Genomic DNA, 12,960 nt, shown 5'->3' on the forward strand with positions numbered 1-12,960 from the left:
TCTGCATTGCGTTAATGTAGATCACAGCATACAATGATTCTTGCATATTATGATAGTTAGCGTCGTATACATGCGGGCTTTACATATGAGGGGGAGCATTGTGTTGGAATCGAAACAGTTGACTAGAGGACTGAAGCCGCGGCATATCGAGCTGATCGCACTGGGCGGCACGATTGGCGTGGGATTGTTCATGGGCTCGGCAAGTACGATTAAGTGGGCGGGGCCTTCCGTGCTGCTGGCCTATCTTTTGGCGGGAATCATTATGTTTTTTGTGATGCGGATCATGGGCGAGATGCTGATTGTTGAACCGGTGACCGGCTCGTTTGCCACCTTTGCCCACAAATATATCAGCCCGCTGGCCGGCTTCCTGACCGCCTGGAGCTACTGGTTCCTGTGGGTGACTGTCGGGATGGCGGAGGTTACGGCGATTGGAATCTATGTAGGGTACTGGTTCCCGGACATTCCGCAGTGGATTCCGGCGCTGGTCGGTGTCGGCATCATTGCGGCAGCCAATCTGGCGGCGGTGAAGCTGTACGGGGAGTTTGAATTCTGGTTTGCGATGATCAAGGTGGTCGCTATTGTCGTGATGCTGGTGATCGGTACCGGGGTGATTTTCTTCGGTCTGGGGAATGGCGGGCAGCCGCTCGGACTATCCAATCTGTATAGCCATGGCGGATTTTTTGCCGGAGGACTAAAGGGCTTCCTGTTCGCACTCTGTATAGTCACGGCGGCCTATCAGGGCATTGAGCTGGTGGGGATTACGGCAGGGGAAGCGGAGAATCCGGGGCATACGCTGCGCAAAGCGATCAAAAATATCATATGGCGCATTCTGATTTTCTATGTGGGGGCCATCTTCATCATTGTGACCATTTACCCCTGGAATGAGATCGGCGGGATCGGCAGTCCGTTCGTGTTGACCTTTGCCAAGGTGGGCATTGTCGGCGCTGCGGGCATCATCAACTTCGTCGTGCTGACAGCAGCCATGTCGGGCTGCAACAGCGGGATCTACAGTGCGGGCAGAATGCTCTACACCCTGGCCCAGAACGGACAGGCTCCGAAGTTCTTCGGCCGGGTCTCCGCCAGCGGAGTGCCCCGGAACAGCATTATTACCACGATCTCCCTGCTGCTGGTCGGTGTGCTGTTCAATTATCTGATGCCGGACTCCAAGCTGTTTCTCTATATTTACAGTGCCAGCGTGCTTCCGGGAATGATTCCGTGGTTCGCTCTGGCCTTCAGCCAGTTCAGGTTCCGGGAAAAGTGGAAGGGCGAGATGGCAGCACATCCGTTCAAGTCCCGCTTTTTCCCGGTCAGCAACTACATTATTATCATCTTCCTGTCGCTGGTCATTATCGGCATGTGGTTCAATCCCGACACCCATCTGTCGCTGATCGTCGGCGCGTCTTTCCTTGCTATTGTTGTGGCGGGGTACTATGCTTTTGGGATCGGCAGACGCCGGATGCCCGGGGATGGGGAGGAAGGCTAGGCTTCGTTCTATATAAATCAATAACAGCCACCCGAAAAAATGCTTCCGGAGCGTAGTTTGCTCCGGAAGCATTTTGCATGTCTACATCTAAGACGAAGCTGCCGCCGCAGCAGCAGAGGCCGCAGCTACAGCAATCGCCGTCTGCTGGGCAATGATGATGTTGGTCAGGCTGGTAGACAACGCGGAATCAACAATGCCGTTTCTCACATCATCTACATATTGATAGGAGACCAGTGCGGCAGACAGCAGGAGCAGCTCCTGCTTGTTGATCGACCAGCCGCCGAAGCCCTTCTGCGGGCGCAGGAACTCATAGGTGTCCGAGACATCGCTTACCAGCTGCTGCTGTTCGTGCGGGAGCAGGGACAGGATACCCAGCGACGAGAGTGTATACTCTTTATCCATTCGGATATCCCGTGCCCGGAACGCTTCACGCAGGCTTAGCACCCGGCTGGCGAGATCTCCGCCGCCCAGCACCAGCACCTGTGTCAGCGCCTGCACGCTGTTGCCAGAGAAGAACTCGGGCTTGAGCGTAAGATAGAGCTGTTCGAGCTGCTCCAGCCCCCGCTCCACAGGAATATCGGAGAGGCCCAGCATAGCAGCGAAGATATAGTCATCCCGCCCGGTCAGGAAACGGTGCTTCGACCGCATCCCCTCATAGAATGCCTGAGTGCGGTCTATGGCTGCGTCATATTGATTGTACGGGGTATGGGCAGCGATCTGATAGGCGGCAATGACCAGGTAGTCGGAGGCCCGGAATTTGCGTTCCTTGAGCAGGTCATATACAGCCAGCGTATTTGCCAGCTGCTGTTCCGGCTGGGCGGAGAGGGAGAGCAGAGCAGCAATACAAATGGCTGAGGTTCCCCGGAAGGAGGAGAAGCCGCGGGTGTTATCCTTGACCATCTCGTGGTACATGCGGATTGCCCCCACATCGGCGCTCTTGTCCTCCACTGCGTAGAGCAAGGCTGCCAGCCGGTTCACGGAGGCATTTTGCCAGGGGAATTCCTGTTTGATCTGTTGGGCGTTAGTTACGAATAATTCAAGTCTGGCTATGTACGATTGCTTCATTAAATGCACCTCTCATTATGTGGTAGTTGACTTGGGTATATTCTACTATAAAACCCAAAACGATGAAATTGAAACGGCTCCGGCAGACTTGCCGCCAAACCTATGAGAGCGTATTCTTAAAGCAAGATAGAATAGAGAGCAGACTGATAATCCGGAAAGCGAGGCATGAGAATGATAAGAGCATCTGAAGATAACGAATATTATGAACTGTCCAGTCCCACCATTCTACCCAAGGCTTCGGGGTTCCTGTGGAATGAGCAGATGATGATTCATATGAACTGCCGCGGCTATGCGGTAGCCCAGTTCATGCAGCCCGAGCCTGCCAAGTACTCCTATGCGCCGAATCTGGAGGCCAAGACCTTCATGCAGCCGGAGCAGCCGTATTACGCCCACCACCCCGGCCGCTTCGTCTATGTCAAGGATGAGGAGAGCGGGGAGCTGTTCTCTGCCCCTTACGAGCCTGTCCGCACACCCCCGGATCATTATACTTTTGCTGTTGGTAAACATAATATTGTATGGACCATCGAGAAGAACGGGATCGCCGTTGAGATGACGCTGAGCCTGCCTAAGTATGAGCCGATGGAGCTGTGGCGGGTGAAGGTGACCAATTTGTCTTCGGTCCGGCGGAGTATCAGCATCTATCCCTACTTCACCATAGGTTACATGTCATGGATGAATCAGTCGGGCGAATATAAGGAAGACCTGCAGGCCATTGTGGCTACAGCGGTCACACCATATCAGAAATATCAGGATTATGCCAAAATCAAGCATCTGAAGGACAAAACCTTCCTGCTGGCCGATCATGCCCCGACCTCTTGGGAGGTGAATCAGGAAGCCTTCGAGGGCGAAGGCGGAATCGGCTCGCCGTCTGCGCTTAAGAGCCGGCGGCTGGCGCAGGGCGAAGCCCGTTATGAGACCCCGGTTGCCGCCTTGCAATACAGTCTGGACCTGGCTGCGGGGGAAGAGCGCGAATACCGCTTCATCTTCGGACCCGCCCGAAGTGAGCAGGAGATTGCGGAGGTCCGCCGGAAGCTGTTCCTGGATACCGATTCGGCAGGCGAGGACGGATTCGTGCGCGCTGAGCGGGAATATGCGCAGTACATCGCAGAGGGCAGAGGGAGCATTGAGATTTCCACGCCGGATGCGGACCTCGACAATCTGGTCAACCACTGGCTGCCCCGGCAGATGTACTATCACGGGCAGACCAACCGCCTGACTACAGACCCGCAGACCCGGAATTATCTGCAGGATAATATGGGCATGAGCTATATTAAGCCGCAGACGGCAAGAGCAGCCTTCCTGACGGCCTTAAGCCAGCAGGAGGCCAGCGGAGCGATGCCGGACGGCATTATTTTGCATGAAGCGGCTGAACTGAAATATATCAATCAGGTTCCGCATACGGACCATTGTGTCTGGCTGCCGGTCTGCCTCAGTACCTATCTGGATGAGACCGATGATTACAGCATTCTGGATGAGAGGGTACCTTATGCAGGCGGGGAAGAAGCGGGGAGCGTTGCAGAGCATATCGACCGGGCGGTGCAGTGGCTGCTCCATGAGCGGGACGGGCGCGGCCTTAATTATATCAATCAGGGTGACTGGTGTGACCCGATGAATATGGTAGGGTACAAGGGACAAGGGGTGTCCGGCTGGCTGACCATCGCTACCGCGTATGCGTGTATGGTCTGGGCGGATATATGTGAACGGAGCGGACGCCCGGATGCGGCCAAGACCTTCCGCCACACAGCGGAGGAGGTGAATGCGCTCGTCAATCAGTACTTCTGGGATGGCGAGTGGTATGCGCGGGGGATTACCGATGACAATGTGGTGTTCGGTATCAGCAGCGATCCGGAAGGCCGGATCTTCATTAATCCCCAGGGCTGGGCGCTGCTCAGCGGTGCGGCGGATGAAGAGAAGCGGGCGAAGCTGATGAAGTCGGTTCACGAACAGCTTGAGACCCCGTATGGAGTGGAAAAGCTGGCACCCTCCTATACCGCCATGCGCGAGGATGTGGGCCGGGTAACGCAGAAGCATCCGGGCACAGCCGAGAACGGCGCGGTCTACAACCATGCCGCAGCGTTCTATATCTATGGCCTGTATGCCGTAGGAGAGCAGGATCAGGCCTACCGTCTGCTGCGCAAAATGCTCCCCGGACCGGACATCGAGGATATCATCAGACGGGGCCAGCTGCCGGTGTTCATCCCCAACTACTACCGGGGGGCTTACAGGCAGTTCCCGCAGACAGCCGGACGCTCCAGCCATCTGTTCAACACTGGAACCGTTCCCTGGGTGTACCGCTGCCTGATCGATGGGCTATTCGGCCTGCAAGGCTGCCGGGAAGGCCTCCAGGTGAAGCCGCAGCTTCCGTCCGACTGGCAGGAGGCAACCGTGAAGCGCAGCTTCAGAGGCGCGGAGCTGCATATTGAGATGAAGCGTGAGTCCGGCATCTCCGCTACCGGGGTCTATCTGGAAGGCAAGTTAGTGGAAGATAGTGTTCTCAAGGAGCTGAAACCGGGTAAGCAATATCAGGTGCGGGTTAAGATTCCGGCAGAGACTGTTACTATCTAAACAAAGGAGGCTGAATGAACATGGCAAATCATATTCCGGAAGTACTGCTGAACGATGGAAGGAAGGCACCTGCAATTGGCTTTGGAACTGCGCGGATCAGAGGCGCTGAGGGTGTAGAGAGTGTGAAGACAGCGCTGGATTTAGGATATCGTCTGATCGATTCAGCATTCAACTATGAGAATGAGGGCGTTGTCGGGGAGGCGGTGCGGCAGAGCGGCGTAGCCAGAGACCAGCTGTTCATTACCTCCAAGCTGCCCGGACGCCATCACAAGTATGAGGAAGCAGTCAAGACGATTGAGGAATCGCTGTACCGGGCAGGACTGGATTATTATGATCTGTACCTGATCCACTGGCCGAACCCCAAGGTGAACCTGTATGTGGAAGCGTGGCAGGCGCTGATTGATGCCAGGGAAAAAGGGCTGATCCGTTCGATCGGAGTCAGTAATTTCCTGCCGGAGCATCTGGACCGCCTGATCAAGGAGACGGGTGTGGTGCCGAGTATGAACCAGATTGAGCTGCATCCCTTCTATAATCAGGCAGAGCAGCGCGCATATCATGAGAAGCACGGAATCATTACAGAATCCTGGAGTCCGCTGGGACGCGGCGAGGATCTGCTGAAGAATGAACAGCTCCGGAACCTTGCCTCTGCCCGTGGCAAGTCCGTCTCACAGATTGTTCTGCGCTGGCATGTGCAGCTGGGAGCCGTTCCGATTCCAAGGTCGCAGTCGGAGGCGCATCAGCGGGAGAATATAGATATCTTCGGCTTCGAATTGTCGGAGGAAGAGATGAAGGTGATCTCGGACATTCCGACCACCGGCCCGCTGTGGGAGCAGGACCCGGCCGTGTACGAAGAGTTCTGATTCATGAAATGATATACAGTGGCGGCCCCTTGCTCTTTTGGCAGGGGGCTTTTGTTTTTTTTTGTTGCTGCACTCATACATAATTCGTTTAGGAAAAAGGGAAGCTGGTTACATAGAAAGAGTCAGAAGCCTACAAAATCAGAAGCGAACAGAGGAGGAATATGATCATGAGTGATCAATATAAGATTCAAGATCCTGTGCAGCAATATGAAAAGGCTACGCCAGAATTCGAGCAGCAGCAGCCCAGCCCCGGCCTGGAGACGAGGATGCACCCGCGTCCCGATGACGGAGCGGGCACCTACAAGGGCAGCGGGAAGCTCACCGGACGGAAGGCCGTCATTACGGGAGCGGACAGCGGGATCGGGCGGGCGGTAGCGATTGCTTTTGCCCGGGAAGGCGCCGATGTGGTGCTGGCCTATCTGCCGGAGGAAGAGGCTGACGCGAAGGAAGTCGTTAAGCTCGTGGAGGAAGCAGGCCGCAAGGCGGTGGCCCTGCCGGGCGATCTGAAGGACGAGAAGTACTGTGAGCAGCTGATTGCCAAGGCCGTAGAGGAGCTGGGCGGGATTGATATCCTGGCTAACATTGCCGGTAAGCAGCAGTTCGTGAAGGACATCGCAGATCTGACCACAGAGCAGTTCGATGCTACCTTCAAGACGAATGTCTACTCGCTGTTCTGGCTCTGCAAGGCAGCGGTGAAGCATATGAAGCCCGGGAGTACGATTATTAATACATCATCGATTCAGGCCTATGAGCCTTCAGAGATTCTGCTGGATTATGCCACCACCAAGAGTGCCATTAACACCTTCAGCAAAGCGTTCGCCCAGCAGGTTGCGCCTAAGGGAATCCGCGTGAACGTTGTTGCCCCCGGACCGGTATGGACTCCGCTTCAGATCAGCGGCGGACAGCCGGAGGAAGTCCTGAAGGACTTCGGAGCCAAGACCCCGCTGGGACGTCCCGGCCAACCGGCTGAAATGGCCCCGGCCTATGTATTCCTGGCCAGCCAGGAATCAAGCTATGTCAGCGGTGAGACCCTGAATGCCAACGGCGGAATGCCGACCCCATAAGTTAAGCTTGAGTAAAAACACGCATGAGCAGGAACCTCCGTTAGGAGGTTTTTTGCCGTGGGTGGAATGCTGGCAGGTCAAGTTATCTGAATTCAGCGGAGGCGGTGCAGCCTCACTTTTGCCATCATAGGGGGTTCATGTGCTACACTTGAGTCATTGAATCGTAACTGCCGGTTCTGGTACATAAGCGGTTTATGGAGAAGACAGGAGGAGTGGGCATGGCATTCGTATCGGTGAAGGGCGAATATAAGCGCTATAAGATGGGGGAGACCCTGATTGTCGCCAACGACGGCATTGAATTTGAGATTGAAAAGGGTGAATTCGCTGTAATTGTAGGGCCCAGCGGGGCGGGAAAATCAACGGTGCTTAACATACTGGGCGGGATGGATTCCGCCGACGAAGGCCAGGTCATTGTGGACGGTACTGACATCGCATGTTTCAGCGCCAAGGAATTGACCGGCTACCGCCGCAATGACGTGGGTTTCGTATTTCAGTTCTATAATCTGGTCCCTAATCTGACCACTCTGGAGAATGTGGAGCTGGCTTCGCAGATCTCGCCCCGGGCACTCGATGCCCGGAAGGTGCTGGAGGATGTCGGGCTTGGCGCACGGCTGAATAACTTCCCGGCCCAGCTCTCGGGCGGGGAACAGCAGCGTGTCGCTATCGCCAGAGCGCTCGCCAAGCAGCCGAAGCTGCTGCTCTGTGATGAGCCGACCGGGGCGCTCGATTACAATACCGGCAAGCAGGTGCTCAAGCTGCTGCAGGATACCTGCCGCGACACCGGCACCACGGTGATTGTCATCACGCATAACCTGGCGATTGCTCCAATGGCCGACCGGGTCATTGAGATCAACAACGCCAAGGTACGGAAAATGGTGAAGAATCCATCACCGGTATCCGTGGAAGATATCGAATGGTAAGGAGCCGGGAATCATGAAGAAACGGGCATTATGGAAGGATGTTTTTCGGGAGATCGGCCGCACCAAAGCGAGGTTCCTCTCGATCTTTGCGATTATTATGCTGGGGGTCAGCTTCTTCTCCGGGATCAAGTCGGCCGGGCCGGATATGCTGGATACCGCAGCAACGTATTACAAGGATCTGCAGCTGATGGATCTGCGGGTCCAGTCCACTTACGGGCTGTCGGAGCAAGGGATTGAGAAGCTCCGGGATATTCCCGGGGTGCAGACCGTTCAGCCTGTATACAGCTCCGATGTCTTCCTTGGCGACAGCGGGCTGATTGCCAAGGTCTATTCCTACAAGGACGATAATGAACTGAACGGCTATAAGCTCGCCGCCGGGCGTCTCCCGGAAGCTTCGGGAGAGATTGTACTGGATGAACATCTGCGCGAGGACAAGAAATTCGCACTCGGAGATTCCATTACGTTCGGCGGGGAAGCCGGGGAGAAGCCCGAGCAGAGCTTCCGGACCAAGACCTATACCGTGGTAGGCTTCGCGAAGAGTCCGCAATATATCGAGACCGCGAACCGCGGGACGAGCCGGATCGGCAAAGGGACCGCCGATGCTTTTGCCGTCATCCCGGAAGGGGATTTCTCACTGCCGGTTTACACCGAAGCGTATCTCAGCTTCAAGGATACGGCCGCACTAACCGCCTATACGCCCGCTTATGACAAGCTGATCGAGCGGCATCTTTCCGAGGTGGAGGAGGCGCTGAAGGATTACCCGGCGCAGCGTCTGGAAGAGTTGAAGGCGGAGGCTGTAGCGGCGGCCAAGCAGGCTGCGGCTCAGCAAGGGGCTCAACAGGGGACGCAGCAGCAGGCAGCATCCGCCGCCGCACAGAGCCAGCCGGAGCCGCCCAAGGTGTATGTGGCTGACCGCACGATTAACCCGGGATACGCCGAATACAAGGATAATGCGGACCGTCTGTCCGCGATTGCATCGGCATTTCCGGTATTCTTTTTCCTGATTGCAGCGCTTGTCAGCTTAACCACGATGACCCGTATGGTGGAGGAGCAGCGGCTCCAGATCGGGACGATGAAGGCACTTGGATACGGCGCTATGGACATTATGACCAAGTTCCTGGTGTACGGCACACTTGCCAGTTTGTCCGCCTCGGTGGTAGGCCTGGCGGTGGGCTTCACCTTTTTCCCGGACCTCATCTATAATGCCTACAGTTCGCTTTACAACCTCCCGGATGTGATCAAAAGCTTCTACATGGACTATGCGGTGGTCTCCATCCTGGTGGCGCTGGTCTGTACAACGATGACGGCGATGATCGCTTCCCGGGTCGAGCTGCGGAGCAACGCCTCTGTGCTGATGCGGCCCAAGGCGCCGAAGAGCGGGCAGCGGATTATGCTGGAGCGCTTCAAATTCCTGTGGACCAGACTCAGCTTCGTGCAGAAGGTGACGGCCCGCAACCTGTTCCGCTATAAGCAGCGGATGTTCATGACCGTTATCGGGGTGGCAGGCTGTACCGCGCTGATCCTGACCGGCTTTGGACTGAAGGATTCCATTGGCAGTATCGCTGAGCGGCAGTTCGGCGGGATTATGAAATACAGCGCTCTGGTAGCCCTGCACGATAATGCAGCTGCAGCAGATCAGGCTTCCTATAAGGAGCTGATTGAACAGGAGACTGCGGTGACAGGCACGCTGAATGTGCTGCAGGAGGCTATGACGGCCCGGGCCAAAGGCGTTAACGACCAGGAAGTGCGGATCTTTGTTCCCTCGGATACGGCTGAGCTGGCATCTTTTGTTCATCTAAAGGACCGCAGCACCGGTAAGCCGCGTGTATTGAGTGACGAGGGCGCGGTCATTACAGAGAAGCTGGCCAAGCTGTATAATGTGGCTCCCGGGGATACATTGACGGTTCTTGACAGCAATAATGAGCCATTCCAGATCAAGGTAGCGGCGGTCACCGAGAACTATGTGCTGCATTATATGTACATGACCCCGGCGTATTACACAGAGGTGTTCGGCAAGGAGCCGGTCTACAATACTCAATTGTTGAACTACGGCGGCAAGGATAAGAAATGGGAGAGTACCTTCGGTGAGAGGCTGACGGCGAATGGACAGGTGGCCTTGGTCAGCTTTTCCAGCGGAGTGGGAGAAGCCTTCGAGGGAACCATGGACAGTATGGATATCGTCATTGTGGTGCTGATTGTCTCTGCTGCCGCGCTGGCCTTCGTGGTTCTGTACAACCTGACCAATATTAATGTGTCCGAGCGGGTCCGCGAATTGTCTACGATCAAGGTGCTCGGATTCTATGATAAGGAAGTCACTCTGTATATTTACCGGGAAAATATTCTGTTGACCCTGCTCGGCATCCTGTCCGGCAGTGCCCTGGGGGTGATCCTGCACCGGTTCGTCCTGTCGACTGCTGAGCTGGATGCCACCATGTTCGCTCCGCTCATCAAGGGGCAGAGTTACATCTATGCAGCCTTGCTAACCCTGCTGTTCTCAGGCATCGTAATGGCATTCATGCACATGAAGCTCAAGCGGATTCATATGATTGAAGCGCTGAAATCGGTCGAATAGCACAAGCAAGCGAATGAGGAAGGATTATTAGCTGAGGGCAGAGCTGCCCCCAAGCTATGATCCTTCTTTTTTGTATCTAAAAATAAGAGAAATGATAGGGTATTCAAGGACATTTAAGGCTGAAAGTTGGAATTATATGATGAATGATGTCGAAATAACGCAAAAATAACAGAATCGTGTCATTAAAACTAACTCAACTAACACGTTGCATAAACAAAGAAGATAATTAAAAACGCTTTCATTGTGGTATATTGGAAGTATATGTTTCGGAAGCAAAAAAATAAGATTCTATACCGGCGAATAAATATATTGACGTAAGATATATTCACATGTAATATAAACCATAATTTATTAGGGAAGTTGTGAGGCTTCCCGCCGGGAAAGTTGTCCCTGACCCTAATTGACCTGCGGTCTATTCATCGCATTCCTACAATATATATCAGGTGTGATGTTATATCACATATAATGCGAAGGCGGTCATTAGCAGTCTCAGGCGCATAACGATCCAGAGCATCCCAGTCTCCCGAGAAGTTTTGAAGAGCAGGTACAAGCACTTAACTAAGGAGGAGTAAAGGAATGGCGAAACAGAGAAAATGGTGGTCAGGTTTACTTGTCGTATCGTTGGTAGGGGTTCTATTTACAGGTTGCAGTACGAATAACACTGCGGGTTCTTCAACAAATGCGCCTGCAGCCACTACAGCTCCGGCAGAGAGCGCGGCTCCTGATGCTACTGAAGCACCTGCGGCTGACGCGCCCGTTGATGGCGGGACCCTCGTTACAAGCACATTCTCCGATATTGTTAATCTTAATCCTCTCTTAATCAATGACACTGCTTCAGGCGATGTGGCGCAATTCGTCTTCGCCAAGCTGTATAACCTGGACCGTGAAGGCAATGTGCAGGCCGAGGATTGGTCGCTGGCAGCTGCGCTTCCTGAGATCTCCGAAGATGGCTTGACCTACACCGTGAAGCTGAAGGATACCGCCAAATGGAGTGACGGCCAGCCCGTCGTTGCAGATGATGTAGTCTATACCGTTGAAACGGCCAAGAATAAGGAGACAGGCTCACCCCTGATCAGCCAATATGACAAGGTGAAGAGCGTGGAGAAGGTTGATGACCACACGGTGAAATTCACGATGTCCCAGATTTATGCCCCGTTCCTGTACGCGCTGGTTCAGGAGATTGTTCCAGCCCATGTCCTTAAGGATGTGAAGCCGACCGAAATGCAGAAGAACGCCTTCGGTACAGATCCGGCCAAGACGGTCACAAGCGGACCGTGGAAGTGGACAGCCTGGAAGCAGGGCGAGAGCCATACCCTGGATGCTGATCCGAACTATTGGGGAACGGTGAAGCCTCATATCGCTCAGATTATCTACAAAGTCTACGCCGACCAGAACACTGAAGTTCAGGCGATTATGAAGGGCGACACGGACCATATCAGTGCGATTCCGGTAACGCAGGTTGAAGCCGTTAAGGCTGCCGGGAATATCGATATCATCCAGAAGCCGGGCGCGCAGTATGAATATGTAATGTTCAACTTCGACGGCAAGAACTTCCCGGATAGCTACGGCCTGTTCCAGGGACAGAAGACCAGACAGGCAATCGCCCATGCCTTGAACCGTCAAGGAATGGTAGACAATATCCTGAAGGGCGTAGGTGCGCTGATGAACGCTCCGTTCCTGCCTGATACCTGGGCTGATCCGAAGGATGCCGCTGTGAATTATGATTACAATGCCGAAACGGCCAAGAAGCTCCTGGCTGAAGACGGCTGGGTTGCCGGAACGGATGGCATTCTTGCCAAAGACGGCCACCGCTTCTCCTTCGAGCTGCAGTACAATGCCGGCAACAGCCGCCGCGAGCAGGTAGCCGCTGTTATCCAGCAGAACCTGAAGGATGTCGGAATTGAAGTGAAGCCTAAGGCAATCGACTTCGCGGCATGGATTGACCAGAACGTGACACCGGGTAAATTCCAGGCCCTGCTGCTGGCATGGTCCCTGAATACACCGGACCCGGATGCTGAGAGTATCTTCTCCTCCAAATACTTCCCGCCTGCCGGACAGAACAGCGGCTGGTATAAGAACGAGAAGCTGGATCAGCTGTGGGTAGACGGATATTCCACAGTAGACCAGGCCAAGCGCAAAGATATCTACAAAGAAGTAGGCAAGGAAATCTCCACTGACCTTCCTTATGTCTTCCTGTATCAGTATGGTCAGGCGATCGGAACAGGGCCTAGAGTACACTGGGCAGAGGAAGATGCTCCTGAGCCGTCACTGGGCTACGGACAGTTCTTCCACGCTATTAAATGGTGGGTAACCGAGTAACGCACTGACTAACTGAATAGACTTGCGGGAGGTGAAAGAGAATACTCTTTCACCTCCCCCTTTTGTATAAATGGGGGGCTTCCGCAATCTAGCGCCTTACCATCTCTAGGAG

At 54.5% G+C, this 12,960-nt stretch carries 8 protein-coding genes; 7 read left to right on the forward strand and 1 reads right to left on the reverse strand.

The window, feature by feature from the left end:
* Nucleotides 1–103: 103 nt before the first annotated feature.
* Nucleotides 104–1,483 (forward strand): amino acid permease, encoded by a 1,380-nt coding sequence (locus tag MHH28_RS26640; RefSeq protein WP_405117260.1) that lies wholly within the window; start codon nucleotides 104–106, stop codon nucleotides 1,481–1,483.
* A gap of 87 nt (nucleotides 1,484–1,570) precedes the next feature.
* Here the strand turns inward: MHH28_RS26640 and MHH28_RS26645 are convergent, their stop codons facing one another.
* Entirely contained in the window at nucleotides 1,571–2,548 is a 978-nt protein-coding gene (locus tag MHH28_RS26645; protein ID WP_405107209.1) for a DUF4003 family protein, read from the reverse strand.
* Between the two features lie 171 nt (nucleotides 2,549–2,719).
* Here MHH28_RS26645 and MHH28_RS26650 point away from each other — a divergent pair, with 171 nt between their 5' ends.
* From MHH28_RS26650 to MHH28_RS26675, 6 genes are all read left to right on the forward strand, one after another.
* Nucleotides 2,720–5,113: a GH36-type glycosyl hydrolase domain-containing protein gene (locus MHH28_RS26650; RefSeq protein ID WP_405107212.1), complete on the forward strand. Its 2,394-nt coding sequence runs from the start codon at nucleotides 2,720–2,722 to the stop codon at nucleotides 5,111–5,113.
* A 20-nt stretch (nucleotides 5,114–5,133) separates the two neighbouring features.
* Nucleotides 5,134–5,973, forward strand: coding sequence for an aldo/keto reductase (locus MHH28_RS26655; protein ID WP_405107215.1), 840 nt, complete (start codon nucleotides 5,134–5,136; stop codon nucleotides 5,971–5,973).
* Nucleotides 5,974–6,140: 167 nt separating this feature from the next.
* Nucleotides 6,141–7,037, forward strand: coding sequence for an SDR family oxidoreductase (locus MHH28_RS26660; protein WP_405107217.1), 897 nt, complete (start codon nucleotides 6,141–6,143; stop codon nucleotides 7,035–7,037).
* Nucleotides 7,038–7,255: 218 nt separating this feature from the next.
* Complete coding sequence (locus tag MHH28_RS26665; protein ID WP_405107220.1) at nucleotides 7,256–7,957, forward strand: ABC transporter ATP-binding protein; 702 nt, start codon at nucleotides 7,256–7,258, stop codon at nucleotides 7,955–7,957.
* A 13-nt stretch (nucleotides 7,958–7,970) separates the two neighbouring features.
* Nucleotides 7,971–10,529 carry an ABC transporter permease gene (locus MHH28_RS26670; protein ID WP_405107223.1) on the forward strand — a complete coding sequence of 853 codons (2,559 nt, stop codon included), beginning with the start codon at nucleotides 7,971–7,973 and terminating at the stop codon, nucleotides 10,527–10,529.
* A gap of 576 nt (nucleotides 10,530–11,105) precedes the next feature.
* Entirely contained in the window at nucleotides 11,106–12,848 is a 1,743-nt protein-coding gene (locus tag MHH28_RS26675; protein WP_405107225.1) for a peptide-binding protein, read from the forward strand.
* Nucleotides 12,849–12,960: the final 112 nt, after the last annotated feature.

The organism is Paenibacillus sp. FSL K6-1217 (genome assembly GCF_045040735.1).
Classification (GTDB): domain Bacteria; phylum Bacillota; class Bacilli; order Paenibacillales; family Paenibacillaceae; genus Paenibacillus_AQ.